This window comes from Bradyrhizobium sp. WSM2254 (assembly GCF_000472645.1).
In the GTDB taxonomy this organism is placed as follows: domain Bacteria; phylum Pseudomonadota; class Alphaproteobacteria; order Rhizobiales; family Xanthobacteraceae; genus Bradyrhizobium; species Bradyrhizobium niftali.
Window position 1 is genome coordinate 20,669 of record NZ_AXAB01000048.1, and the last position, 26,583, is coordinate 47,251.

The window sequence follows — 26,583 nt, forward strand, 5'->3', positions numbered from 1 at the left end:
ATAGGGCCCGGCGCGGTTTCGCCGGCCATCCGGCGCGCCGGCAAATTCATATAACCCCTTAATTAGACGAGGCTTTTTGAGTTTTCCCCAAGCGCAGGAAATCGCTAGACGACAGGACCACACGGTTTTGCCGTACGCGCTCAGCGCCGTCCGTCTACACGTGGCCGCGGACTCACAGGGACTACCCGCCCTGCCCGCTACCGGTCGTGCCGACGCTGCCGCGTCCACCGCAACCCGGCCCGCGTTTCGAACGACTCGCGAACCGCCCCTCTTCGTCGGGCCGGGCTGTTGCGACTTATGCCGCAATTCCGAATTTCGGCAAAGTGGAATATTTTTGCGGGAAGGGGTTGACGGGCGGCGGGATGTTTTGCCCGACGGGCTACGGGCCGTTAAGCGTCGACGCCCACTCCAGCGCTGGAAGCACCGTGCCGACGAGCAGGCCATATGAAAAGGCCTTTTGAACCGGCGTGCCTCGAGGAAACCATCCTATTCCGCCCATGAAATACATGACCGCCCAGAGGCCGGCAAAGAGCGTCCAATCCCGCCAGCCCACGCGCAACAGCAGACCGACCGGAATAGCGGTGCAGAGAAAGACGAGGCCGCAGAAGGCAATCTGGCCAGCGGATTGTCGCTCACGGCCCGAGATCATCATCTGACTATGCTTCCGTTGGTCGCGAGGAAGTCAATTCGCGTCCTTTGACAACTTAGAATAGCACCTTGTAGCGTAACGACGGACGATCTCATAGTCCGTGCAAACGATCCAGGAGGGAGGCGAAGTGCGAAGCTGGTATCTAGAATTGCCCGCGGACTTTGACGACTACTGCTGGGAAGTGGAAGCAAAGGGTTGGTTTTCAGGCGCTCGGATCATTGCGTCAGACATACGCTACTCGATCAACTTCTATGACCAAGCGCGCCTGAGCCAACAAATCCAGGATGAGGTCCCCGCCGGCCAAATCTTCTTTGAACCGAATCTGGTCGTCATACGCGCGGTAACGCGGACCAACATGGAAAATGCCGCCGAAGAATTGGTCCTGTCGGGCCGGGTCTCTTCGTTGCTTGCCGAAACGTAAGGTGGGTTTGCGTCAGCCATGTAGCCCGGATGGAGCGCGGCGCAATCCGGGGAAGTCGTGCAAACCGAGCATAACGAAACCCACCTCGCCCGCGCGACGTTGGACCAGTTCAGTTCGACGCTTCCCGTTCGCGCGACGATCAGTACTTCGCGACGAGCGGGCCGCCCCAGCGGTAGTTCACGCGAACCAGGCCGATGTCGACGTCCTGGCCAATACGGGCGGTTCCCGCAAAAGCGCCCGCCGCAAGACCAAAGGTCCCGGTGAAGCGGAAGTCCACGTCGCGATGATCCATGAACAGGTGATCGTATTCAACACCGACCGACCAGTTCGGAGCGAAGCCAAATTCGAGACCGGCCCCGACCGCGCCACCCCAGCGGGTTTCACTCGCAGTGTTGATCGTCAGCCCGGTCGGAATATCGAAAGCACGGTATTTGTCGCTGACGACTGCGGCGCCACCCTTCACATAGAGCAGCAGGTTATTCCAGGCATAGCCGACCTGGCCCGTGAACAGGCCGAACGCATCGATCTTTGATTCATCCTGGATGCCCGCGAAGACGGAGTTGGCATTGGCCCCCTTGAAATCGGCCCAGTTGCCCTGTGCCTCCACGCCGAACACCCAGCCCGCCGTCTGCCAGCGGTAGCCGATCTGACCGCCGGCCGTGCCCCCTGTCGCATCGTGGCACCCCATGGAAACGGCCGGAGCGACGACCGCGCCACCGAGATTGATCAGATCCCAGCACTTGCGGGCGGAGCCGCCGCCACCATTGATGCCGATGTAGAAGCCGCTCCAGTCGTAGAACGGAACCGTTGGAGGGGGCGCTTTGGTGTACGGCCGCGCCGCCAGATCAGCGGCCGAGGAAGGAGCGACGAGCGCGAGGAGGGCAACCGTGCCCAGCAAGATCTGCTTCATTGTGTCGACCCCGAATCGAAATCTACTACGGAGCCCCCACATGCAACCTATCATTGCTTTCTGAAACTTATGTCACCTTAGCGCAACACTGGAGACCAAAGAGTACATCAACCTTAAATTGAATACCGGGAACGGCGTGCGGGCGGATGCGATCATCCCGGTTTGGATGAGAGGATAAGCAGAGCGTAGGGCGGATTAGCCGAAGGCGTAATCCGCCACTGTGTGCCGGCACCGACAGAAGCGGTGGGTTACGCCAGCGGCTGCGCTTTGCGCAGCCGCTGGCTAACCCACCCTACGAAGTCTACCTCACGCCACCGCCGCATCCGGAATGCGCGCGGACTCCATCGGCACCTTGCCGCGGATGAGGTCGGAGGCGCGATCGGCGATCATCATGGTGGAGGCGTTGAGGTTCGCCGAGATCATGCGCGGCATCACGGAAGCATCGATGACGCGGAGGCCCTGGAGGCCATGGACGCGGAGCTGGTCGTCCACCACGGCCCATGTCGAGTCCGCCGGGCCCATGCGGCAGGTGCAGCCGGGGTGGAAGGTGGTGGTGCCGCGTTCGGTGGCGGCGGCGAGGAATTCGTCGTCGGTGTTGATGTTCGGACCGGGGAAATCCTCGTAGGCGTAATAGGGCGACAGCGGCGCGGACTTCAAGAGGCGCCGCGCGAGCTTCATGCCGCCGACGATGACGCGGCGGTCGAGCTCGGCGTCGAGATAGTTGGTCTGGATGATCGGCGGCGCAAAGGGATCGCTTGAGCGGATGCGGACATAGCCGCGGCTCTCGGGGCGCTGCTGCCAGGAGGCCACGGTCATGCCGGGCTCGTCCTCGAGCTGGCCCTGCACGCCTTCCTTGTAGCTTGCCGGCGTGAAGGTGAGTTGCAGATCGGAGCTCTCGGCGCTCTCGCCGGAGTGCCAGAAGCAATAGACCATGGTCGGCGACAGCGAGAGCAGGCCGCGGCGCGCGGTCGCCCATTTCAGCGCCTCGATCCACAGCGAGAGGCCGCGGCGGAGCTCGTTGATGGTCTTGATGTCTTTTACGCGCGCGACCGTGCGTGGGGCATAATGGTCTTGCAGGCCCTCGCCAACCGGCAACGCGTGGCGAACCGCGATGCCGTGAGCACCGAGCAAATCGGGCGAGCCGATTCCGGAGAGCTGGAGCAGCTGCGGCGAATTATAGGTGCCGCCGGAGAGGATCACTTCCTTGTTGGCGCGCACTTCCACCGGCGTGCCGCCGCGGCCGCCCTTGGTGTAGCGCACGCCGACGGCGCGCTTGCCCTCGAAGATGATCTCGGTCGCGTGCGCGTGGGTGTGCACATGCACGTTCGGCCGCTTCATCGCGGGCTTCAGGAACGCAGTCGAGCCGGAGACGCGCAGGCCGTTGTTGATGGTGCGCTGGCAGTAGGAGACGCCTTCCTGCTTCGCGCCGTTGTAGTCGGGGTTGCGCGGGATGCCGAGCGAGACCGCGCCCTCCATGAAGGCTTCGCAGAGCGGATCGCGCCAGTCCATGGTGGTGACGATGAGGTTGCCGTCGCGTCCGCGATAGGTGTCCTCGCCCTCGCCGACCCGCTTCTCCAGCCGCTTGAAGTAGGGCAGCACGTCGGCATAGCCCCAGCCGCGATTGCCCATCTGCGCCCAGGTGTCGAAATCCATGCGCTGGCCGCGATTGTAGATGTGGCCGTTGATCGAGGACGAGCCGCCGAGCGTCTTGCCGCGCGGCGCGTAGATGCTGCGCCCGCCGGTCCAGGGCCCCGGCTCCTGCTGGTAGGCCCAGTTGATGCTCTTCATGTGGAAGGTCTTGATGAAGCCCGCCGGCAGATGGATGTACGGATGCCAGTCGCTCGGGCCAGCCTCGAGCACGCAGACGCTAACGTTCGGATCTTCGCTCAGCCGGCTGGTCAGCACGCAGCCGGCCGAGCCCGCGCCGACGATCACATAATCAAATCTGTCCATGGTGCCTCGGCCGCTCAGCGCGGCTTGTCGTTGAGTTGATAATTCAAATGCGTCTGCACCGTCGGCCATTCGGCGGCGGTGATGCTGTAGACCACGGTGTCGCGCAGCGTGCCGTTCGGCGCGACCTGGTGGCTGCGCAGAATGCCGTCCTGCTTGGCGCCGAGGCGCTCGATGGCGCGGCGGCTCTGGTGGTTGAAGAAGTGCGTGCGGAATTCGACCGCGATGCAGTTCAGCGTCTCGAAGGCGTGCCGGAGCAGCAGCAGCTTGCACTGCGTGTTGAGCGGCCCGCGCTGCGCGCTCTTGCCATACCAGGTCGAGCCGATCTCGACGCGGCGGTTGGCGGCATCGATGTTCATGTAGGTCGTCATGCCGACGATGTTGCCGCCGGCATCGAACACGGTGAACGGCAGCATCGAGCCCGCGGCCTGGAGCCCGAGGCGGCGGTCGATCTCCTTGCCCATGTTCTCGGGCAGGGGAATCGCGGTGTACCAGAGTTTTGAGAGCTCGCCGTCCTTCACAGCCTCTGTCAGCCCCTCGATATGCTGATGCGACAGCGGCTCGAGACGGGCGTGCTGTCCACGCAGGGTGATGGGATCAGGCCAGGGCATTGTATCGTTCCTCATGATTGTCATTCCGGGGCGGTCCGCTGGACCGAACCCGGAATCTCGAGATCCCGGGTTCTATGCTCCGCATAGCCCCGGGATGACAATCGCGTTTTACGCGATTGTCACTTGTTCAGAAAATTCAACGGCAAACCGCCGCGCGGCCAGTCCATGGCGATCAGCTCGCCCTTGCCTGACAGCGTGATGTAGGCGGTCTTCAGCCCGGGGCCGCCGAAGGCGATGTTGGTGGTGACGCGGTCGCCGGTCGGGACCTGCTCGACCAGGGTGCCGTCCGGCGCGATCACCGAGATGCAGCCGGAGACGAGGGTGGCGACGCAGACATTGCCGTTCGCCTCCACCGCGAGCGAGTCGAACATCTGGTAGCCGCCGAGGCCGCAGATCGGCGTGCCCCGCTCGCCGCGGTAGATCGGCTCGCGCGGCTTGAGCGTGCCGGGGGCGGAGAGCTCATAGGCCCAGAGCCGCCCCGTCGGCGTTTCCGCGATGTAGACCGTGTTTTCGTCCGGCGACAGCCCGATGCCGTTGGCCGGCAGCACGCCGTGCACGACCTCCACGATCTCGGTCATGCCGGGCTTGAGGTAGTACATGCCGCCGACGTCCATCTCGCGCGCGCGGCGCTTGCCGAGATCGGAGAACCAGAGGCCGCCGTGCCTGTCGAACACCAGATCGTTCGGTCCGCGCAGATCGTGCTCGCCGCATCTGGTCACGACGGTCTCGACCTTGCCCGATTGCAGATCGACGCGCTGGATCGAGCCGCCGAGATAGCCGTCCGGCTGCGGGCCCGGCATGATCATCTTGCCGGTCGGGATCCAGGAGAAGCCGCCATTGTTGCAGATGTAGATCTTGCCGTCGGGGCCGAGGGCCGCGCCATTCGGTCCGCCCGGCACCTTGGCGACGATCTCCTTGCGGCCGTCGGGATGGATTCGGGTCAGGCGCTGGCCGCGGATCTCCACCAGCACCACCGAGCCGTCCGGCATCACGACCGGCCCTTCGGGAAATTCGAGGTCGGTGGCGAGAACGCGGACGTCAGACATTTGAGACTCCCCGGCTGCTTGTTATGGCTTGCACGGGATGTCCGGCACGGGCCTCCACACGCAAGATTTGCCCGTGGTTATGACAAAGTCACCGGGGCTTGCCAAGCAAGCGGGACGGTATGCCAGCGTTGCGTGTTACTCCCGCACTGGTATCCATATCTCGAAACCGCCATTGCCGGTCGCGGGATCGAATTTTTCGTCGTAGCGCTCGAAGTTCGGCGCGTCTGCGGCCTTCAGGCCGGAAGCCGGCAGCCACTGATTCCAGATCGTGTTGATGGTGCGCCGGATCGAGGCGACGTGGTCGGTGTGGGTGAACACCGCATAGCGCTGCTCGGGGATGCGGATGCGGCCGAAGCGGCGCGGCAGGTCGGAATAATCGCCGACCTCGACACCGGCGATGTAGTCGAAATTGCCGGCATCGTCGCCGTTGCAGCAGACGCCATAGGCGACGTTGCCGACACGCGCCGGAATGTCGGCGACCTCCTGGTTGAAGCGGTGCCACATTCCCGGGATGATGGCGCCGTTGTCGCAGGAGATGCGTTCACTGATGCCGGCGACGAGGAAGGCCTTTGCGGTCTCGAAACGCGGCGGGGCGAGCGTGTCTGACAGGGTGGAGTCCATGGGGATCGGCTCCTGAAGCTTGAGATGGCCGGTGCACGTCGCGGCCCGCACCGCTTCGGGCGTGGTGCCAAACTGGTCGCGGAACGCGCGGGTGAATGCTTCGTGCGAGCCGTAATCCGCCTCCAGCGCCAGCGACAGAATGTCCGGCGCGCCGTTCGCAAGGCTGCGCGCCGCCTCGGTCAGCCGCCGCGCGCGCACGTAGCGCATCACCGGCAGGCCGGTGGCTGCGGCAAACGCACGCACGATGTGGAACCGCGACACGCCTGATACCGCAGCGATCTCGTCGAGCGTCATCGGCTCGGCCAGATGGCTCTCGATATACCAGAGCGCGCGCTGGGCTGGATTCATGGTGGTTCGGCCCTCGTTCGAAGCGCGGCCATGATGTACGGAACGCCGCGGGCTTCGCTTGATCGGCGTTGCGGTCCCCGCAAGAGGATAACGCCGGAACAGCCACTGGCAACGCCCGGGCGTTCATGGCTACACTCGGGACGTCCTTGAAACCGCTCGCAAGAAAGCAGGAGGAACCGCGCCATGAAGGTCACCGATGTGCGGGCGCACCATATCCGCATCCCCTATGATGCCGGTGTCGCGAGCTTCCGCCAGGGCGCCTCCGCCATCACCGCGCTGGACATGGTGATCGTCGAGGTCACGACCGATTCCGGGCTGACCGGCTGGGGCGATGCCTTCGCCTATGTCTGCCCCCGCACCACGCGCAGCGCCGTCGAGGAGATGATCGCACCGCAGGCCCGCGGGCTGGAGGTTCCCGATGCCGCCGGCATTCCCGCGGTGATGGAGCAGATCCAGCGCAATCTGCATCTGTTCGGCCGCTACGGCATCACCATGTTCGCGATATCAGGGCTCGACATCGCGCTGTGGGACCTCGCCGCGAAGATCGAGGGCGTGCCGCTGCATCGCCTGCTCGGCGAGACCAGGCGCCCGGCCATTCCGGCCTATGCGAGCCTGTTGCGGATCGGCTCGCCCGACAACATCGCCAGCGAATGCAGGAAGGCGCTCGCGCTCGGCTATGGCGCCATCAAGCTGCACGAGACCACGGCGCCGGCGGTCTTTGCCGCGCGCGAGGCGATCGGCCCGGGCATTCCGCTGATGGTGGACATGAACTGCCCGCTGTCATGTGAGCAGGCGATCGCGTTCGCCGGGACATGCGCTGATGCGCAGCCGATGTTCCTGGAGGAGCCGGTCTGGCCACCGGAGGATTTTGCAGCGCTCGCCGAGGTCCGCCGCAAGGGCGGGCTCGGCGTCGCCGCCGGCGAGAACGCCTGCACGGAATATCAATTCCGCCAGATGATGGATGCGGGCGCGGTGAGCCATGCCCAGCCGTCGGTGACCAAGGTCGGCGGCATCACGGAATTTCTGAAGGTCGCGGCGCTCGCAGATGGGCTCGGCGTCAAGATCGTCCCGCATTCCCCGTATTTCGGTCCTGGCCTGCTGGCGACCCTGCATCTGTTGGCCGTGCGCGACGACGGGTTCGTCGAGATGTTTTACCTGAAGCGCGAGGCCTGCCTCTGGGGTGGCCGCGCCGATGTCGATGCCACCGGCCATGTCGCGGTGCCGACTGGAGCTGGGCTCGGCTACGAGCCCGACCGCGGCGTGATGGAGCGATATCGCGTCGCGTGAGCGCGGCGCCTATTTCGACGCGTCCTTGGCCGGCGGCGCGTCCTGCTTCTTCTTCGCGTCCTCCGCGATCTTCGTCTGCGCGGCCTGGAGATCGCCGAGTGTCTTCTGCAAGCCGGCGAGGCTCGTCTTCAACGCGTCGATCTGGCGATTGGCGGCATCCAGCTTCTGCTGGTGATCGAGGTTGAGCTTGGTGATCGTCTTCTGGAGGAAATCGACGTTGCTCTGGAGACAGCTCGTGCGCCGCTCCATGGTCTTCTCGACGGTGCAGATCTCGATGCCGGGCACGTCCTGCGCGCGGAGCGGCGCGGTCGCCAGCGTGGCGAGCAGCAACATCACGACACAAACGCCGGCGCTTCGAAACGGCATGCAGGTTCCTCGTCAAATCGATCACGGCAATGTGCGCTTTTTGCGCACAGCCGCCGGACGCTACCACACTCGTACCGCATTCTCGCGTTGAGCTTGGCCCGTTCCCTCGGGACAGGGAGCATTGAACCGCACGCGGAAGAATTGGGCGCTCTTTCCGCGGCTTTGATTAGGGGAGATTTTTGGAATGGCAACGCGCGATAGACGTCTGGCGGAGTTCGACGGCGCTGGAGAACCGCCACCTGGCTTGCCGGTCGAAGTGCTGTGCGAGGATCACAGCGGAACGTATCAACTGCCGTTCGCCTGCCGCTATGTCGAGGGACGCTGGCAGAACCACGAGGCCGGCATCGCGGTCGAAGCGACCGTGATCGGCTGGCGCCTGCCACGCCTGAAGCACTCCGGCGTCGCCTGACGGCGGCTTTTGTTCCAAAATGCAACGGGGCCGCGCTCCGTCTTAACCTTCGGAACGCGGTTCGAACGAATCGCGTCCGAATCAGCCGAATGGCCTTGTCCACGCCTGTTCACGGCTAGATGTCGATGCGGGTCTGTTCTCGCGCACAATATCTGCGAGACCTGCGGGCGGGCTCGGGCGTCGAGCCGGCGCCAAAGGTTAACGGTGGACGAGGCGTGGCTCGCACCACGGCCCCAGACGGTCCCCGCCCCCGAAACAGGCAGGGCCGAGCCGGCCCTGCCTAATATTCGACCTCGAGCTCCTCGATCTCGGCCGGCTCTTCCTTCGCCGCCGCGATCCATTCCTTCATCTCGGGCATCGCCATGATGGTATCGGCGTAGGCCTTCAGAAGCGGCTCGAGCTTGACGTCATAGGTCACGAAGCGCGTCACCACGGGCGCGTACATCGCATCCGCCATGGTGCGCCTCTCGCCGAACAGGAACGGGCCGCCGGATTTCTCCAGGCAGTCGCGCCAGATGAACCAGACGCGGTCGATGTCGGCCTGCGCACGCGACCAGATCTTGAAGCCGGGGAAGTGCCCCTTCAGATTGACCGGCAGCGAGGCGCGCAGCGTGGTGAAGCCGGAATGGATTTCGCCGCAGATCGAGCGGCAATGGGCGCGCTGGACGCGGTCATCCGGCAGCAGGCCGGCATCGGGCATCACCTCGTTGAGATATTCGGCGATCGCCAGCGTGTCCCAGACGGTGGCGCCCTCGTGCCGCAGGCACGGCACCAGGATCGACGACGACAGCAAGAGAATTTCGGCGCGCGCGGAGGCGTCGTCGGGCGCGGTCACGATCTCCTCGAAATCGAGCCCGGAAAATTTCGTCAGCAGCCAGCCACGCAGCGACCAGGACGAGTAGTTCTTGCTGCTGATGGTCAGTGTCGCCTTCGCCATATGGCCCCTTCCCTCACGCCTGAGACGGGCACCCCGCCCGGCCCGCTGGCGTGCCCACTACCTGTGCTTCCGATGTGTACACCCCGCTTGAAGAGCAAGCGATGTGCCAGTTTTCCGGGCGATTCGACGCAGGTTTGGCTTCGATATTGCATGGCACCATGGAACAGGTGGGCGCTTCAGTATGATGTCGATGTATTATCAAGCCTTTCAGAACCAGATGGACCTGACGGCGCCGTGGCGGGCGGGCGCCTCGTCTGCGCTCAGATTCCTCAACCTGGTGCCGCAGGGCGTGTCGGACCAGGTCGTCGGCCGGCTTTCGGCGGCGCTGGAGCTGATCTCGCGCTCCACCCTCACCTACCATCGCCCGGCCTACGGCATCGACAGCATCATGGTGGGCAATCGCGAGGTCGCCGTCACCGAGGAGATCGCCTACGCGACCCCGTTCGGCTCGCTGCTGCACTTCAAGAAGCAGGACGTTCCCGAGCAGCCGCGCATGCTGCTGGTGGCGCCGATGTCCGGCCATTTCGCGACGCTGCTGCGCGGCACCGTGAAGACGCTGCTCCAGGACCACGACGTCTACATCACCGACTGGCACAATCCGCGCGACATTCCGCGCAGCGAGGGCCGCTTCGGGCTCGACGACTACACCGATCACCTCATCGACTTCCTCGGCCAGCTCGGCCCGCGCCCGCATATGGTGGCGATCTGCCAGCCGTCGGTCTCGGCGCTCGCGGCCGCCGCCGTCATGTGCGAGGGCAACCACCCTTCCCGGCCGGCGACGCTGACGCTGATGGCAGGCCCGATCGACACGCGGATCCAGCCGACCAGGGTGAACGAGTTCGCCAAGAGCAGACCGATCGACTGGTTCGAGCAGAACCTGATCAACTACGTGCCGGTGCAGTGCCGTGGCGCGCTGCGCAAAGTGTATCCCGGCTTCGTCCAGCTCACCGCCTTCGTCTCGATGAACCTCGAGCGGCACATCAAGCAGCACATGGACCTCGCCAACCACATCGCCAAGGGCGAGAAGGAGAAGGCGGCGACCATCAAGACCTTCTACGACGAATATTTCGCGGTGATGGATCTGCCCGCGGAATTCTACATCGAGACGGTGCGCGACGTATTCCAGGAGCATCTGCTGCCGCAGGGCAAGCTGATGCATCGGGGACGGCCGGTGAACACCAAGGCCGTCAGCCGCATGGGGCTGATGACAGTCGAGGGCGAGAAGGACGACATCTGCTCGATCGGCCAGACGCTCGCCGCGCAAGACCTCTGCACCGGCGTGCGCGCCTATCGCCGCGTGCACCACATGCAGGCCGGTGTCGGCCATTACGGCGTGTTCTCCGGCAAGCGCTGGAACAACGAGATCTATCCGCTGCTGCGCGATTTCGTCCACGTGAATTCGTGAGGCGCACGCCGCGGCGCGCCAGGGCTGCTCTTCAAGCCCGTATCGAGCCGGGCCACGCGACGACTTGCCCTGACATCACAAGGCGGTTGCGTCCGCTCTCCTTGGCGGCGTAGAGCGCCTTATCCGCAGCCGCAATCAACGACGTGCAATCCGCCTTGTCGCCGAACGACACATGTGTGGCGCCGCCAATACTGAGGGTGACCTGCCTGGATGGCGGGTTGAGAGCGTGCAAGATGCCGAGGTCCTGAATCGCTTGCCGGATTCGCTCGCCGACCTGCTCGCACCCCCCCATGTCGGTATTTGGTAGCAGCAAGGTGAATTCCTCGCCACCATACCTAGCGGCTACGTCTGCCGGCCGTCTGGCCTGCTCCGCCAGGACCCCGGCGACCGAGCGGAGACATGCATCGCCCGCCTGATGCCCGTACTGATCATTGAAACTCTTGAAATGATCAACGTCCATCAGCAACAGTGACAGAGGCGTTCCTTCGCGCCTGGCCCGGTCCCATTCCGCCTCTAGCCGCTCGTCGAAGTGTCTGCGGTTTGCCAAGGCCGTCAGGCCATCCGAACTGGCGAGAGCCGCCAGCTTATCCTCCAGATCCTTACGTTCGGTCATGTCGCGCGAGATCGCCACCACGCCGTTGATGTCTCCGCTCTGCGCACTCCTGGCGACGCGCAGCGCGGTTTCGATCCAGACCTCGCCTTTCTCGCGATGCCGAGCGCGATAAGTGATTCTAGCCTCTTCGGCTTCGCCGTTCCCCAACGCGGAGATCGTTTGCTCGACCCGGGCCAGGTCCGCGGGATTGATGCCGGCGAAGGCCGACGTATCCACCAACTGGTTCGGAGCCCAGCCGAGAACTCGCGCGCTGGACGGCGACGCATAGAGGATCCGTCCATCGACCGCTATGCGCATGACCATGTCTCCCGACTGCTCCGCGAGGAGGCGAAAATCCGCCTCCTTGGCGACCAGGGCGGCTGCCATCTTTTGCCGCAGGTGCAACTGGCGCACCAGGAAGAGCCCCGCAACAGCGAGCCCTCCTATCAGTCCCAGCACCGCAGCCATGCGCGTCAGCGCCGCTCTGCGCCAGGGGGCCAAGACGTCGCCTTCCGATTCCGTCGCAACCACGAGAACAGGGTACCGACTGCTCAGTTGATAAAAGCTCAGACGCCGAACGCCGTCGAGAGGCGACGTGAAGTAGTAGACGTCCGCAGCCGGCCGCTCGCGGATTATTTTGAAAAGCGGAGCACTCGACAGGTCGCGGCCCGTATAGCCGTTGTCCGGGCTACGCGCGAGGATAACGCCTTTCACGGTCGCCAGTGCAATCGAACCGTTCTGGCCAACGTCGAACCCGCGATAGAACTGTAGAAAATAGTCGACATCGATCGTCGTAAGAGCCACTCCGGCAAAACTGCCGTCAGGATGATTGAAGCGCCTTGAGGCGGTGATGATCCATTGCCCGCCCGACGTGCTCCTCACCGGAGACCCAATGAAGGTTCCCCGGTCAGCCACGGCGCGATGATGCTGGAAATATTCTCGGTCACTGTTGTTGAGACCGGCGAAATTCACAGGCTCGCTGGTTGCGAGCCAGCGGCCTGTCTCGTCATAGACGAACACGGCGCGGATCCGATTCGCGGCTTTGCGCCGGGAAAGAAAGGTCTGAATCTTGGCGATTGCCGCCGGGCTGGTTCCCTCAAGCTCGAGTTGGCCAACCAACACATTTAAAACGGTGTCCGCGAGCTCGAACGTGTCGTCCGCGTGTTGCGTCACCGACCGGGCCAGATTGGCCATGTCCGTTTCGGAGCCCTGCAGGACCGTCACTCGGGAGGACCACTCCCGCCAACCGCTGAGCACGACGATCGCCAAGCAGGCGACCGCCACGAATGCCGAGACCCAGAATGTGAGACGCCCTTGGCGAAGATGGCTGCGGTGATCGATCAACAGATGCTCCCTCCACCCTCAACCCGTAACGCCTTGGGCCAAGGGATGGTTGCTCGCTCCGGTTGAGGTTTTTGGCAGGGCTCCGGAAGGAGACCGACGGCATCGATGAGCGGCCTGACCGTCGATCGATAGCCCGTGGACTGGTCGGACGTGAAGGACAACAAAGCAATCAGCTCAGCTTGACGGCCTTGAGCACTGTGCCGGCCACTCGGCCAAAGCCAGGTTCACTAAAACTCGTCGGATGCAGGCTTCGAACTCCGGCAAGATGTGCCAAGTCGTCGATCCGCGGTTGAGGCCGAATGACCAGGCTCTCTGCCGGCAGACGCTCGGTCGGCGAAAACGACGCGGGCTTCGCGACGCGCGTAACAATGTGGGGCAACGGCGCGGCCATTGACCAGATGTTCTTAAGCATCGCCCTGTTCACCGAGCGCGCGATGACACCGTTCCCCCTCAGACGGGCGACGGTAAAGAGCTTGCGGATCAACAGGTCTCGTTCAAGCGACTGCGGCAAATGGAACTGCAACCCGATAAGCTGGCCTCTTTGTTGCACGACCGTCGCGTCGATCCAACCCACCTGCACGATGTGCACCCGTAGCGTTTCTCCAGCGCGAGGATAGTCAATGCCGGAGCCGAGCAGAACGCCGACGCCAGAGAGGGAGATGTTGCTCATACGCCCAGAAAGCCGCTCGCCGGACTCGGTTTGGATCAAGATTGATTCGTCGGCATCGAAACGCTCCTCGGTGCGTCCCATCCGCGCCTGCAGCGAGGTCATGCAGACGAAGAAAAGCACGACGATGTTCACGACCGACCAGAAGGCGACCATCGGTAGAGCCGCCGGATGATCGATGATCCGCCATTCCGGGATCGTGTTCAGGACCACACCGACGACCGTCAACGCCATCAGAACCGCCGACGGCCAGAATATCTCCGCGGCGTAGCTTGCGCGTCGCGCAGCAGCTCCCTTGGGCGTCACCTTGAACGCATGCCCCGTCGGCTTGACGAGAGTCTCGAGCACCGTCGGCAGGATCTTGAAGCTCTGGATAGTCGCCGACACCTGAGCGGCAAGCGGAAAGTGCTGGTGCGGCGCGAACCAGGAGATACCGCCGTTAAGCGCCAGGATCGCGGGGAACAAGTAATAGAAGACCGACTCAGGAGTGACGTCGACGACAGGCGCGAGGCCAGTCCACATGAACACGATCGGAACCACCACGACCGCGAGCGCCCGCAGGCCCATAGAGAGCCAATGCGCAGGAAAGAAGAGGAGCCGATGCATCAAGCCCAGTCCGGGTCCGAGCGGGCCGGCGGCGAGATACAGCGTCTGGATCGCGCCACGCGCCCAGCGTTGCCGCTGCACGAAAAAGGCGTCAAGGCTTTCCGGCGCCAGTCCAATCGCCAGCGGCTCGCGAAGATAGCGAGTGACGTATCCCTTGCGCAGCAGGACCAGCGTCAGCAGGATGTCTTCTGTGATGGACTGGGTCGGCAAGGCATCGCCCACCGCGCGGAGTGCTGCGCGACGCGTGACGGAGTTGGAACCACAACAAAAGGCACCATCCCAGCCGTCGCGCGCGGGCATGATGGAATCGAAGAAGAACCGTTGTTCGTCCGGCAGCCCCCTATGCAAGCCGAGATTCGCCTGCATCGGGTCCTCATTGTAGAAGGTGTGCGGGATCTGAACGATTCCGATCTTTGGATCAGCGAAGAAGCCCGTCGTGCGCATCAGGAAATTGCGCTGCGGCACGAAGTCCGCATCAAAGATCGCGAAGAACTCGCCGCTCGTCTTCGTCAGGGCATGATTGATATTTCCGGCCTTGGCATTCAAGTTGTCGGCGCGCGTGAGATAGCCGGCGCCCTTTTGCTTACAGAGTTCCCTGAGCCAAGGCCTGCGACCATCATCCAAGACCCATACCTGGAAGTTTGGATAGTCCAGACACAGCGCGCCCGTAATCGTCTTTTCCAGCACCTCGATTGGCTCGTCATAGGTCGGAATAAAGACGTCGACCGAGGGCAGCTCGTCATCCGGCAGGCTGCGCAGCCGACGCTCGTGCTGATCTGCTTCGCTGCGGCGATCGGTCCTGCGAAGGAAAGTCAGATAGAGGATGAACTGATCTGTGAAGGTCAGAAGCTCGACGAACAGACAGAACCAGATCCAGCCGACCTGATACCAGGTCCCGCTTGCCGGCAGCACGGTGGCGAAAATACGCCATTCGAGATAGCGGGCGACCACAAGCCAAACCACGACAAAGACCGCGACACGGGCCCAGAGGCGCGCGACTGGAAAGGTCGGCGCCAACAGGTACATCGCCGCAAAGATGCCCAGCATCGGCGCGAACAGCTGAGAGAGAGGCAGAGTCATGGCCTGCATGGAACATCTCGCTTACAGGGACGACTGGTCGAGCTCCAGGCGAGCGGTCAGCCATTTCAGCTTCGAGCTGACCAATCGTAGCAGGCCGTCGGCTCTGCGCTCGAAGCGCACCTCAGCCAACCGCCCGATATCGCAGGAGCCGTTGCGGTCGGCCAGCGTCTCATCGGACGGAAGCGATATCTCAACGGTAATGTTGCCCGGATCAGGCCGCGGCACCCGAGCCGCAAGCAGCCGATCATCGCCGTGCGCTGCCGATCCGCGGACCTGCCGGATCTGGCCGGTCTTCCATTCGCGGCTCCCAATCAGGCGGACGGTAGCCGCATCTCCGGCCTTGATCTTCTCGAAATCGCGCTCGGGGAGTTCAACAACGATAAACCGGCGTTCGCAATCTGCAAAATCGAAGACCGATTGCCCTTCCGTGACCATCGAGCCCGGGCTGGCCGCCACCGACCAGACTACATGAGCTGCCGGCAGGGACAGATTGTAGTGATCGAGACGATCAAGTCGAGTGCGTTCCTCCGCGATTTCCGCGGCCAGCTGCGCGGCACGTGAGCTGTTCTGCAACAGGTCTGTCTCGAGCTCCTGGCGGCGGAGGACAAGCCGCTCGCGCTGCTGCTGCGAATAGGGCACATCATTGGCATCGCCACGAAGATAGATGCCCTTCTCAGCCGCCCCCAACTCGGTCCTGAGGCGCTGCAGGCGTTCGTCGGCCATCTGGCACCGCGTTGCGGTTGCCTCTTGAGAAGCCTGGGCCTCACCGGAGCGGATCTGCGAACTGATGCCGAGCTTCACGAGCTTCTCCATCCGGCCCGCGACATCGTTCCGCTGCCGCGCCTCGGCGAGACAGCCGCCTTTTTCAACTTCCGTTTCGCCGATCTCGTGGCTCAGCCGCGCCACCATCCCCAAACGATAGTCTTCGCTGCGCTCGCGGAGCTTGCGATCGAGCTCGGCGATTTCCTCGAGTTGCCGACGTGCAAGCTCGGCGCGTTTGGTGGACATGGCAAGCTGCTGATCAAGGTCCATGAGGTGCCGGCGATCCGGCGAACGCGCCTCGACCAGCGGCACCACCCGGGTACGCTGGAAATATTCACCCTTGCGTGGAAGATCTGACGAGAGCTGACCCGCCATTGGTGCAGTCACCCGCATGAGCTCGGCATTGACATAGGCGGAGGGAGCGATCCGGTAGGTCACATACGGCAACAGAGCCCATCCGCTCAGAGCGATGATCCCGAGCGCCAGGGATCGGCGAACAATCCGGCTGCGAATGAAGCATTCGACGTGCAAGCGAACCACGACTGGATCTCCAATGTGCTTTGGTCGCTGCGCCTGCCCAGCGAAGGCAAGCCAATCGGCGCATGGCCCGGTGTTGGGATGACGTCTGCGCCTTGAGCAATCCGGCAACATTGCTGCTAGCCGAAATCAGGTTTCGTCACCGCAGCAGGGTCGCGTTCGCAACCAAGAGAAGCATATCTAGCTTTCACCACATTAGGTTAAGCTGTGTCAAAACCGGAAGACTACGGCTCCCGAATAGGACGAGGATGCCGACCTGTTCCCGCTTGAAGTCGGCGCGCCGTTGGCGCCGATCGAACGGCGGCGCGGCTAACGCCCATTCCGGAGCAGCTCTTTCGCGTCTTCGACTTCGGGAAGATTTCGCTCCGCATCGAATTCAGCGAGGACGGGCGCGAGCAGTTCGAAAGCCGCGCCCGCTCGGCCATTTGCCTTGTGCAGGCGCGCAAGTCCAAGGGCGCTGCGCAGCTCGAAAGTCTTCGCCTGCTGGTGTCGTGCGATTTCCAGCGCTCGGTTGAAGGCATTTTCGGCGCTGGAACCGTCCGGAGGGTCATGACGCGACAAAAGCTCGCCCTGGACGCGATGCAGCTCCGCATCAAGCCAATGCTGACCGGATTGTCCCGCCGATGCGATCAATTCGCTCAAGATGTCCAGCCCGGTTTCGAGCTGGCCCACCTCCGCATCCGCCATCGCGACCTGCATCCCCCAAAACGGTTCGCAGAGGTAGCAGTCATTCTCGCGCAGCATGGTCCATCCGCGACGCATTTCCGTCAGTCCGGCCATTCGGTCGCCGGCACGCCAGTTGGCCAGACCATTCAGGTAGGTGCCGGCGGCCACGTACAGCGGCATCGTATGGTCACGCGCGAGGCCGAGCGCCAGGATGGTGTCCGTTTGCTGCAACAGGCCCCCGCATAGTCCGTCGAACACAGCGCGATGAACAAGCGCATTGGCCCGGGAAAGCGCCCGTTTTTCTCCTGAAGCACTCACCGCTTCGGCGGCGAGCCGGCGCGCGCGAGCGATGCTGCCAAGCGGCCAGAGCACCAGAGCAAGAAACCTCATGATCACGAACGGTAGATCCAGCGCCGAGGGCCTGAACGTCGCGGGATCCGGCTCGGCACCATAGATCGCCAGTGCCTGCTCGAGATGCGTTCTCGCGTTCAAATAGTCGCCCCCGAACCAGCAGGTGACGCCACCCGTCCAATGCGCAACGACGGCGGCCACAGCCGCGTCCGGTCGTCGCTCCGCGGCGCTCAAAATAGAGTCCGCCAGCTCCCGCATCGGGGCAAGTTCGCCGTGGGTCAGGCAGGCATTGAAGAGGCCGGAATGGATCGGCGCAAGTTCAACCGGATCATTGATATCGGCCGCGAACTGCCGGGCGCGCGTCCATGCAGCGACCGTTTCAGGGGCGCTGTGCCCGAGGCCGCCCCTTAACGCGCGGCCATATGCGATTTGAAGATTCAACCTGCTCATCATCCGGCGAGGCTCATCAGGCAACTCATCGGCGATGGCAATCGCCTTGCCGAGATGCGCAATGGCCTCGGAATAGGCCGAGCGCTTCAGCGCCTGTTGGCCCGCCTTGCGCCACCACTCGAGGGCGACCTCGTTCAGCCCAGCCTCGGTGAAGTGGTGCGCCAGAACTTCCGGCTCGGTCTCGGCCACGACTGGAAACTTTTCGCGCAGGACCTCGCCAATGCGGGTGTGAAGCACCTGCCGTTTGCTCTTGAGCAGGCTCTCGTAGGCCGCTTCCTGAACGAGAGCGTGCTTGAAACTATAGTTTGCTTCGGGCGGAGTCCCGCGACACACCAGCAGTCCGGCCTCTTCGAGTTGCCCCAGCGCAGCGCACAGCGTCAGATCATCGCGTCCCGCCACATATCTCAGCAGTGCGTACGAGAAGTCGCGGCCGATGGCGGCGCCTATCTGCGCCACCTCCTTGACCGGAGCCAGCCGGTCGAGCCGCGCCATCAGCGAATCCTGCAGCGTCGCGGGAATGGCCAGCGGCGGGAGCGGACTCTCGAGGCGATAGCGCCCGGCGCCTTCGACCAGCCATCCGGACTCCAGCACCATCTTGGTCAATTCCTCGACGAATAGCGGGACGCCATCCGTCCTGTCGATGATCTGCTTCATCATCTCGCGTGGCAGCTGGCGACCGACGGTCACCTGCTCGACCAGCGCCCGCGTGTCCTGCCGATCGAGCCGGTCGAGCCGCAACAGACTGACGTTGGCAAGGCCCGACCAGGAGGGCTCGAATTCCGGCCGGGATGTCATGAGCACGAGTATCGGCAGTCTCCGGATCCGGTCGACCGTGAGATCGAACAGTTCAAGTGTCGTGGCATCGGCCCAATGCATATCCTCGCAGACAATCAGCAGGGGCTGCTCTCGCGCCAATCCCTCAAGCTGATCGAGAAGGGTGGCAAACGTCTGTCGCCGCTGCTGCGCCGGGCTCAGACCGAGCGGCGGGTAGCGGTCGTCGGTTGGGATCGAAAGCAGTGCCGCAATGAGCGCTGTCGCCCGGGCGACCTGCTGCGTTCCAAGCGCCAGCGTCGCCTCAAGCTTGTCGAGCTTTTGCCCGGGCGTGTCGTGCGAGCAAATGCCGGCCGCGCGCTCGAGCTGCGCGACAAAGGGATGAAGCGCACTGTTGGTGTGGTAGGGCGAACACTGATATCGCACCCGGCGGTGCACTCCCAACGCGGGGCTTTCGGACAGCGTTGCGACCATGCGCGACTTGCCGATGCCGGCTTCGCCGGAAATCAGCACCATCTGGCCCTGCCCCTGCCATGCCAGCCGCTGGCGCGAGAGCGCGAGTTCGATCTCCTCCTTGCGGCCGACAAAGCCGATCGAGCGCGCCGCATGGACCGCCTCGAAGCGACTCTCCGATGCGGCCGCTCCCTCGACCGCCCAGACTGCGATGGGTTCGGATATCCCCTTGACCTCGCGGCGGCCGAGGTTGCGAAAAGTGAAGAGATCACCGAGCAGCCGGCGCGTCGACGAGGCAACGACAACCGCTCCCGGCTCCGCCAGGCTCTGGAGCCGGGCAGCGAGGTTTGGTGTGTCGCCGACCGTTGCGTGCTCCTCTGACGCATCTCCGCTGATGAGGTCGCCGACCACCACGAGCCCGGTCGCGATTGCGATCCGCAGCTCAACCCGTTCGTCGCCGCTCGTCTTGAGCTGTCTCATCGCAGCGATGGCGTCGAGGCCCGCGCGCACTGCGCGCTCCGCGTCATCCTCGTGGGCGCGCGGATAGCCGAAATAGACGAGTATTCCGTCGCCGACGAACCTGGCTATGCTGCCGTCATAGGCGGAAATGACCCTCGCGCAGGCGGCGCGATAGGCCCGGATCACTTCCCACATATCCTCGGGATCAAGACGCGCCGAGAGTGCGGTCGAGCCGACCAGATCGCAAAACATGACGGTGAGGTGGCGCCGCTCGGCGTCGTGAGGAGGAGCCGGCGATGCGATCAACGCGGCGGGATCGAGGTCGGCAATAGCACGGAGCATTTTACGGCGATGGCCGAGCAGGACTCCGAGCTTGTCGAAGTCCTCGTCCATCAGCTCGGGAAGGACGCCCATGTCGACGCCATTCTGGGCGAAACGCTCTGCGTATTGCCCAAGCCCCAGCTTCTCGAGCCACTCCGCAATCTGCATTGGCTCCACCGATCGTGTGGTTGGCGGTTAGCAGAATTTTGGACCACGGCGCGGGGACGATATCCCAACAACGCCATGATGGCACGTCTTGTTTGTTGCGCGATAATCTAGGTTACTCAGTACCGATACCGCTTCCAGGCAGCGACATGCCCGATGCGAACGGCGACGCCACCAAAAATCGTCAGCACGCAGCGTTGGACGACAGAGGTTGCGATGAGCGTGGCTACTCATTCCATACCTGAAGCCCGCTCCAACACTGCGGCTCGCGCTCGCGTCACAACGCCAGGCAGACGTTTTCCGCGAGCGCAGTCCTTCATTTCTTGTCCATGTACGTTTCGTCGTTGCGAGCCATCGTGCCCGCCGCAACTTGAAGCGAGGAACCAACCACCCAACAGCCGGCAACAAATGCCACCAGGCCATTGGGAGGGTTTTGATCAAGGACAAGGATGCTGACGGACAGAGCTGCGGCAATTGCTGCGCCGAACGTGCCGGCCGCACTCATGATCTCAGCCGGCTCGGAACCATTCCATTCTTCCGAGATGCCCGAAATCGACTTCCGCGCGGCGCTGCCAGACAGATCAATTCCGACATAATAGCTGAGCGCTCCGTAGAGCATCGTTATCAGCACGATCCAGCCGCTTTCAAACAGTCCACCCTTCTCACGCAACAGGGTCGCACCGACGTAGAGGCCGCAAGAGGCCCCAACGGCTGCAAGCCCAATTCTTTCAAGAAGATGGGCAGACTTGATCAGACTGGAACGAGCGATCCGAAGATTGCTGGCGTGCCTTGCTAGAGAAAATGCGCTGAAAACTTCACTGCTGATCTTCATCGGAGGGTCCTTCTCGAGTAAGTAGCGGCCTACCGGCCGACCCCGAATAGAGGGCTGCCTCGTGGACGCGATTCGCGATTCCCTTGATTCCAATTTCTGAAAAATCTGTGCTGAGTGAAGGGCTGGCTTGCTCTTGAGCGAGACGAAAGCCAATCCAAAAAAGCTGCGAGCACGCGGCTTCGCAGGCACTGCATCTCACCCGTGTCTGTCAGGTCCGGGTGCGGCAATTTCTTGCGGGATTGGTAGCTCGAGAAGAGAGTGACGGAGTATGAGATCGTTCACATTCCGCAGCTCCCTGTCGCTCGCCCCGGTCACAATTTCCGGAGGACGAGTCTGCATCGTCGCATGACCTGGGAGCGCGCGAGCGGGCGCTGAAAGGCGCGGTCAGTTGGCAAGCTGTCCGGCGTTTCGCCGACATCTTCTATCTACACTTGCCTGCTTCGTGCACTTCAACTCATGGGTTCGGACACGTCATCGGAAACGCACCGCATCCTGCGCGTCTCAGGCCGACCACTCCTCGCCCCACACCTGGACGACGTGACCGGGCGAGACCTCGCGATATTGCCGCACTGGCGGCTGGTAGTCCGGCGCACGCACCGGGCTTCTGATCTCGTCGTTTGCGACCTCGCGCTTCGTGCCGCGGCGCGCGGGATCGGGCACCGGCACGGCCGCCATCAGCTTCCTGGTGTAGGGATGCTGCGGATTGCCGAACAATGCCGCGCGCGGGCCGATCTCGACGATCTCGCCGAGATACATCACCGCGACGCGATGGCTCATGCGCTCGACCACCGCGATGTCGTGGGAAATGAAGAGGTACGCAAGGCCCATGCTGGCCTGAAGGTCGAGCATCAGATTGACGACCTGCGCTTTCACCGAGACGTCGAGCGCGGACACGGCCTCGTCGGCGACGATCAGCTTCGGCCCGAGCGTGAGCGCGCGCGCAATGCAGATGCGCTGGCGCTGGCCGCCTGAGAACTCGTGCGGAAAGCGCGCGGCCATGTCGGCGGTCAGGCCGACGCGCACGAGCAGGTCGGCGACCTTGTCGCGCGCCTGCGACGCCGAGGCGAGGCCGTTGGCCAGCAGCGGTGCTGCGATCGACGTCCCCACCGACATGCGCGGATTGAGGCTCGCGAACGGATCCTGGAACACGATCTGCATCTGCTTGCGACAGTCGCGCAAGGTGCGGCCGTTCATGCCGAGCACGTCCCGGCCGTCGAGCAGAACCGTCCCGCCGTCCGGCTCGACCAGCTTGAGGATGGAGCGGCCGGTCGTCGACTTGCCGCAGCCGGATTCGCCGACCAGCGCCAGCGTCTCGCCCGCGTGCAAGGTGAAGGAGACGTTCTCGACCGCGTGGACGCGGCCGGAGACCTTGCCGAACAATCCCGAGCGGATCGGAAAGCGCGTGGTGAGATTGGCGACTTCGAGCAGCGGGCGCTCGGCGATCGAGACCGTATCAGGGGTCTCCGTCGGCTCGTCCGAGGTGCCGGTCACCTTGTCGACGATCGGAAAGCGCATCGGCCGCGGACGCCCGTCCATGGAGCCGAGGCGCGGCACGGCTGCGAGCAGCGCGCGGGTGTAGGGATGCGACGGCGCCGCGAAGATGCGCGAGGTCGCATCAAGCTCGACCGCCTGCCCGCCATACATCACCACGGTGCGGTCCGCGATCTCGGCGACCACGCCCATGTCGTGGGTGATGAAGAGGATCGACATATCCTCCTCCTGCTGGAGCTCTTTCAGCAGCTCCAGGATCTGGGCCTGGATGGTGACGTCGAGCGCAGTGGTCGGCTCGTCGGCGATCAGGAGTTTCGGCTTGCAGGCGAGCGCCATCGCGATCATCACGCGCTGGCGCATGCCGCCGGAGAAACGATGCGGATGCTCGTGGAAGCGCGATTTCGCGGCGGGGATGCGGACGCGGTCGAGCAGGCGCACGGTCTCGGCCTCGGCCGCCGCGCGCGACATGCCCCGATGCTGGATCAGCGCTTCGGCGATCTGGAAGCCGATGGTGAGCACCGGATTGAGGCTCGTCATCGGCTCCTGGAAGATCATGGCAACGTCGTTGCCGCGGATATCCTTCATGCTCGCTTCGGGCAGCGCCAGGAGATCGCGGCCGGTGAGCGTGACGCGCCCCTCGATGCGACCGCTCTCCTTGGGAATGAGCCGCATGATCGACAGCGCGGTGACGCTCTTGCCCGAACCGGATTCGCCGACGATCGCCACGGTTTCGCGCGGCGCGACGTCGAACGACACGCTGCGGACGACGGGGATCCATTGCCGCTCGCGCATGAAGGACGTGGTGAGGCCCGCGACCGACAGCACCGGCGCCTGTGCTTCGGCGATCACTTGGTCAGATCTGCTTGCGCCGATGCTCATGCGAGTGTCCTAGTAGCCGCGCGTACGGTCGACCAGCCCCGGCAGATCCTCGCCGCGGCGGTGACGTGCGATGACGTCGAGCACGTAGTCGACGGCCGTATCAGGCGTGGTCATGCTGGCATTGTGCGGCGTCAGCAGGATGCGCGGATGGCTCCAGAATGGATGGCCCGCCGGCAGCGGCTCGGGATCGGTGACGTCGAGGACGGCTCCCGAGAGCACGCCGCTGTCGAGAGCCGCGAGGACATCGGCCTCGACGAGATGCGGGCCACGCCCGACATTGACCAGGGAAGCGCCGCGCGGCAGGCGCGCGAACAGGTCCGCGTTCAGGATGCCGCGGGTCTCGTCGGTCAGAGGCAGCAGGCAGACGAGAATGTCGGTCTGCGCGAGGAAATCGGGCAAACTGTTGATGCCCGCGTAGCAGGTGACGCCCTCGATCTCGCGCGGCGAGCGGTTCCAGCCGAGACGCGGAAAGCCGAACGCCTCGAGGCGTTCGAGCACGGCCTGGCCGAGCTGGCCGAGCCCCATCACGCCGACACGCCGCCGCTTCGCCGGCGTGATCCGGATCTCGCGCCAGACCTGTTGCTTCTGCTGGCTGATGAAGTGCAGGAGATCGCGATGCAGGGCGAGCACGGCCATGGTGACGTATTCCACCATGGTCTCGGCAATACCGGGCTCCAGCATGCGCACCAGCGGGATGTGCGGTGGAAGTTTGGTGGCGTCGAACTGGTCGACGCCGGCGCCGACCGAGAAGACCAGCTCGAGGTTTGGAAAGGTCGCCGCGATGTCATCGGGCGGCACCCACGCCACGAGATAGCGCACCTCGGCGGGATCGCCGATGTCGGGCCAGAGCCGGAACGGCAGATGCGGCGCGCGCTCCGCGAAGAAGCGCGCCCATTCCGCACCGCGCACCATGTTGGCCTTGTAGAGAACCGTCATGCGGCCGAGGCCCTCAGAACGGGCTGACCGGCGCGAGCCGGCGGCCGTCGATCATGCGCTTGTGGCTGTAGGCCGCCGGATCGACCAGCGGCGTCGAGCCGGTCACGATGTCGGCGGCGAGCTTGCCGGCCGCGGGGCCGATGCCAAAACCGTGGCCGGAGAAGCCGGTGGCGAGGAAGAAGCCCGGCAGCGCATCGACCGGCGAGATCACCGGGATCGTATCGGGCGTGCAGTCGATGGTGCCGCCCCAGGCTTCCGCGATCTGGATGTCCTTCAATTCGGGGTTGGACTTGATCAGCGACGCCAGCGCCGCACTGACCAGCGACATGTCGGGCGCGGGATCGCGCACGCGCTCGGTCTCGAACGGCGACGGCTTGTCGAGGCTCCAGCTCGTGCCGCGCATGAGCTGGTCGAAGAACGACTTGCCGAACGACATCTTCAGTCCGTTGCGGCGATGCAGATAGGTCGGCCAGAAGGTGCGGGCATAGCGGAACAGGTCGGGCGACAGCTCGACCGTGCCGCGATTGCGCAGCGCCAGCGTGAAGCCGCCGTCGAGGCGGCGGCGGATGCAGAAGAAGTCGGTGCCGAGCGCACCCGACGTGATCTCCGGCGCCGGCGTGGTCCGGCACGCGGTGGCGTTGACGAGGCCGATCGGCAGCTCGATGCCGTGACGGCGGCAGAACAGCGAAGACCAGGCGCCGCCCGACAGCAGCACGGATTGCGTGCGGATGGTGCCCTTCTCGGTGACGACGGCGCTGACCCGCCCGCCTGAAGTCTCCAGCCCGCGCGCGGCGCAGCCCTGATGGATGGTGACGCCGTGCTTTCGCGCGGCGGTCGCGAGCGCAGGAACCGCCATCGACGGCTCGGCGCGCCCGTCGCTCGGCGTGTGCAGGCCGCCGACCCATTTGTCGGCATTGCCGGGCAGGCGCTCGGCGACCTCGGCCGGCGTCAGGACGGTGGAGTGAACCTGCTGCTCGCGCGCGATCGCGGCCCAGCGCTCCCAGCCGGCGAGCTCGTCCTTGCTCTTGGTCAGGAACAGCACGCCGGTGCGGCGGAAGCCGGCATCGACGCCGGCGTCGTTCTGCATGTCCTCCCACAGCCGCAGCGCCTCACGCGCCAGTGGAATCTCCTCACGCGCGCGGCCCTGCTGGCGGCACCAGCCCCAATTGCGGCTCGACTGCTCGCCGCCGACATGCCCCTTCTCGACGAGCGCGACGGAAAGCCCCTTCTTCGCCAGATGATAGGCCGCGGACACACCGATCACGCCGCCGCCGATGACGACGACATCCACCTGCGCCGGCAGGCGTTCGTCGCTATTTATACGGTTGAGCGGCGGGGACATGGGGCACTCCTGGTATTCAGTTCGATCGAAGCTCGTCGGCTCGTCATGGGATGTTCATCCTGGGATCGAGCGCATCGCGCAGGCCGTCGCCGAGGAAGTTGAAGCTCGTCACCGCGAGCGTGATGGCGAGGCCCGGTGCGATCGCGAGCCACGGCGCGCTGGTGAGATAGATCTGCGCATTGTTGAGCATGTTGCCCCAGCTCGCGGCCGGCGGCTGGATGCCGTAGCCGAGATAGCTGACATAGGATTCGAGCAGGATCGCCTTGGCAACGTTCAGCGTCGCCGCGACCACGATCGGCGCGATCGCGTTGGGCACGAGCTCGCGGAACATGATCCGCAGGTTCGACGAGCCGAAGGCCAGCGCCGCCACCGCGAATTCGCGCTCGCGCAGCGAACGCACCTGGGCCTCGACGACACGGGCGACGGCCATCCAGGCGGTTGCCGCAATCAGCACGGTGGTGGTGACTAGGCCGGGCTCGGTCAGGGCCGCGAGCGCGAGCAGCAGGAATATGGTCGGAAAGCACAGCACGGCGTCGACGAGCCGCATCAGGACCGCACCGACCACGCCGCCATAGAAGCCGGCGAAGGCGCCGACGGCGATGCCGACCGCCATCGCGATCACCATCGCGACGATGCCGATCGAGAGCGACACCCGTCCGCCCATCATCAGCCGCGCCAGCACGTCGCGGCCGAGCTCATCGGTGCCGAGGATGTGCGCACCCGACAAGGGCGGCGCGAACCGCTTCATGATGTCGATATAGGTGTCGTCGAACGGCAGCAGGTAAGGACCCAACGCCGAGCCGAGGACGAGGACGAGGATGATCACGGCGCCTGCGAGCGCGAGCCGATGCCGGCGAAAGCGCCGCCAGGCGGCCTGGCCGGGCGCGAGCTGGTCGGTGGAGAGAACCGCGCTCGTCAT

21 protein-coding genes are annotated in these 26,583 nt (G+C 64.2%); 4 read left to right on the forward strand and 17 right to left on the reverse strand.

Annotation, left to right across the window (positions count from 1 at the left end; all coding sequences use genetic code 11):
- Positions 1-379: 379 nt before the first annotated feature.
- Positions 380-652 carry a hypothetical protein gene (locus tag A3M7_RS0130370; protein ID WP_027547302.1) on the reverse strand — a complete coding sequence of 91 codons (273 nt, stop codon included), beginning with the start codon at positions 650-652 and terminating at the stop codon, positions 380-382.
- A gap of 97 nt (positions 653-749) precedes the next feature.
- Between A3M7_RS0130370 and A3M7_RS45125 the strand changes: the two genes are divergently transcribed.
- Positions 750-1,070 (forward strand): hypothetical protein, encoded by a 321-nt coding sequence (locus A3M7_RS45125; protein WP_049823764.1) that lies wholly within the window; start codon positions 750-752, stop codon positions 1,068-1,070.
- A 139-nt stretch (positions 1,071-1,209) separates the two neighbouring features.
- On the opposite strand, the gene A3M7_RS0130380 is transcribed toward A3M7_RS45125, so the two are convergent.
- From A3M7_RS0130380 to A3M7_RS0130400, 5 genes are all read right to left on the reverse strand, one after another.
- Positions 1,210-1,980, reverse strand: a complete 771-nt coding sequence (locus tag A3M7_RS0130380) for an outer membrane protein (protein ID WP_027547303.1) — start codon at positions 1,978-1,980, stop codon at positions 1,210-1,212.
- Between the two features lie 306 nt (positions 1,981-2,286).
- Positions 2,287-3,933, reverse strand: a complete 1,647-nt coding sequence (locus A3M7_RS0130385; RefSeq protein WP_027547304.1) for a GMC family oxidoreductase — start codon at positions 3,931-3,933, stop codon at positions 2,287-2,289.
- Positions 3,934-3,947: 14 nt separating this feature from the next.
- A complete protein-coding gene (locus A3M7_RS0130390) occupies positions 3,948-4,541 on the reverse strand; it encodes a GNAT family N-acetyltransferase (RefSeq protein ID WP_027547305.1) in 594 nt (197 codons plus the stop codon).
- A gap of 119 nt (positions 4,542-4,660) precedes the next feature.
- The gene (locus A3M7_RS0130395; RefSeq protein WP_027547306.1) at positions 4,661-5,587 is read right to left on the reverse strand and encodes an SMP-30/gluconolactonase/LRE family protein; all 927 of its coding nucleotides are present in this window, start codon (positions 5,585-5,587) and stop codon (positions 4,661-4,663) included.
- A gap of 135 nt (positions 5,588-5,722) precedes the next feature.
- Positions 5,723-6,556, reverse strand: a complete 834-nt coding sequence (locus tag A3M7_RS0130400; RefSeq protein WP_027547307.1) for an AraC family transcriptional regulator — start codon at positions 6,554-6,556, stop codon at positions 5,723-5,725.
- A gap of 183 nt (positions 6,557-6,739) precedes the next feature.
- Between A3M7_RS0130400 and A3M7_RS0130405 the strand changes: the two genes are divergently transcribed.
- Positions 6,740-7,843 carry a mandelate racemase/muconate lactonizing enzyme family protein gene (locus A3M7_RS0130405; protein WP_027547308.1) on the forward strand — a complete coding sequence of 368 codons (1,104 nt, stop codon included), beginning with the start codon at positions 6,740-6,742 and terminating at the stop codon, positions 7,841-7,843.
- 9 nt (positions 7,844-7,852) lie between these two features.
- On the opposite strand, the gene A3M7_RS0130410 is transcribed toward A3M7_RS0130405, so the two are convergent.
- Positions 7,853-8,209 (reverse strand): hypothetical protein, encoded by a 357-nt coding sequence (locus A3M7_RS0130410; RefSeq protein ID WP_027547309.1) that lies wholly within the window; start codon positions 8,207-8,209, stop codon positions 7,853-7,855.
- Between the two features lie 184 nt (positions 8,210-8,393).
- On the opposite strand from A3M7_RS0130410, the gene A3M7_RS0130415 reads away from it, so the two are divergent.
- Positions 8,394-8,618, forward strand: coding sequence for a hypothetical protein (locus A3M7_RS0130415; RefSeq protein WP_027547310.1), 225 nt, complete (start codon positions 8,394-8,396; stop codon positions 8,616-8,618).
- Between the two features lie 280 nt (positions 8,619-8,898).
- On the opposite strand, the gene A3M7_RS0130420 is transcribed toward A3M7_RS0130415, so the two are convergent.
- The gene (locus A3M7_RS0130420) at positions 8,899-9,555 is read right to left on the reverse strand and encodes a glutathione S-transferase family protein (protein ID WP_027547311.1); all 657 of its coding nucleotides are present in this window, start codon (positions 9,553-9,555) and stop codon (positions 8,899-8,901) included.
- Between the two features lie 181 nt (positions 9,556-9,736).
- On the opposite strand from A3M7_RS0130420, the gene A3M7_RS0130425 reads away from it, so the two are divergent.
- A complete protein-coding gene (locus tag A3M7_RS0130425; protein WP_027547312.1) occupies positions 9,737-10,960 on the forward strand; it encodes a polyhydroxyalkanoate depolymerase in 1,224 nt (407 codons plus the stop codon).
- A gap of 31 nt (positions 10,961-10,991) precedes the next feature.
- On the opposite strand, the gene A3M7_RS0130430 is transcribed toward A3M7_RS0130425, so the two are convergent.
- The 9 genes from A3M7_RS0130430 to A3M7_RS0130470 all read right to left on the reverse strand — a co-directional run bounded on the left by A3M7_RS0130430 (position 10,992) and on the right by A3M7_RS0130470 (position 26,583).
- On the reverse strand, positions 10,992-12,896 hold the full coding sequence (locus A3M7_RS0130430) for a diguanylate cyclase domain-containing protein (RefSeq protein WP_027547313.1): 1,905 nt from the start codon (positions 12,894-12,896) through the stop codon (positions 10,992-10,994).
- Between the two features lie 169 nt (positions 12,897-13,065).
- Positions 13,066-15,258 carry a glycosyltransferase gene (locus tag A3M7_RS0130435; protein WP_027547314.1) on the reverse strand — a complete coding sequence of 731 codons (2,193 nt, stop codon included), beginning with the start codon at positions 15,256-15,258 and terminating at the stop codon, positions 13,066-13,068.
- A gap of 12 nt (positions 15,259-15,270) precedes the next feature.
- Complete coding sequence (locus A3M7_RS0130440; protein ID WP_245284352.1) at positions 15,271-16,551, reverse strand: HlyD family efflux transporter periplasmic adaptor subunit; 1,281 nt, start codon at positions 16,549-16,551, stop codon at positions 15,271-15,273.
- Between the two features lie 306 nt (positions 16,552-16,857).
- On the reverse strand, positions 16,858-20,187 hold the full coding sequence (locus A3M7_RS0130445; protein WP_027547316.1) for an adenylate/guanylate cyclase domain-containing protein: 3,330 nt from the start codon (positions 20,185-20,187) through the stop codon (positions 16,858-16,860).
- Between the two features lie 313 nt (positions 20,188-20,500).
- Positions 20,501-21,016 (reverse strand): hypothetical protein, encoded by a 516-nt coding sequence (locus tag A3M7_RS0130450; RefSeq protein ID WP_027547317.1) that lies wholly within the window; start codon positions 21,014-21,016, stop codon positions 20,501-20,503.
- Positions 21,017-21,517: 501 nt separating this feature from the next.
- Positions 21,518-23,386, reverse strand: coding sequence for an ABC transporter ATP-binding protein (locus tag A3M7_RS0130455; protein ID WP_027547318.1), 1,869 nt, complete (start codon positions 23,384-23,386; stop codon positions 21,518-21,520).
- Between the two features lie 9 nt (positions 23,387-23,395).
- On the reverse strand, positions 23,396-24,322 hold the full coding sequence (locus A3M7_RS0130460) for a glyoxylate/hydroxypyruvate reductase A (RefSeq protein ID WP_027547319.1): 927 nt from the start codon (positions 24,320-24,322) through the stop codon (positions 23,396-23,398).
- 13 nt (positions 24,323-24,335) lie between these two features.
- On the reverse strand, positions 24,336-25,664 hold the full coding sequence (locus A3M7_RS0130465; protein WP_027547320.1) for an FAD-binding oxidoreductase: 1,329 nt from the start codon (positions 25,662-25,664) through the stop codon (positions 24,336-24,338).
- A 43-nt stretch (positions 25,665-25,707) separates the two neighbouring features.
- Positions 25,708-26,583: an ABC transporter permease gene (locus A3M7_RS0130470; protein WP_027547321.1), complete on the reverse strand. Its 876-nt coding sequence runs from the start codon at positions 26,581-26,583 to the stop codon at positions 25,708-25,710.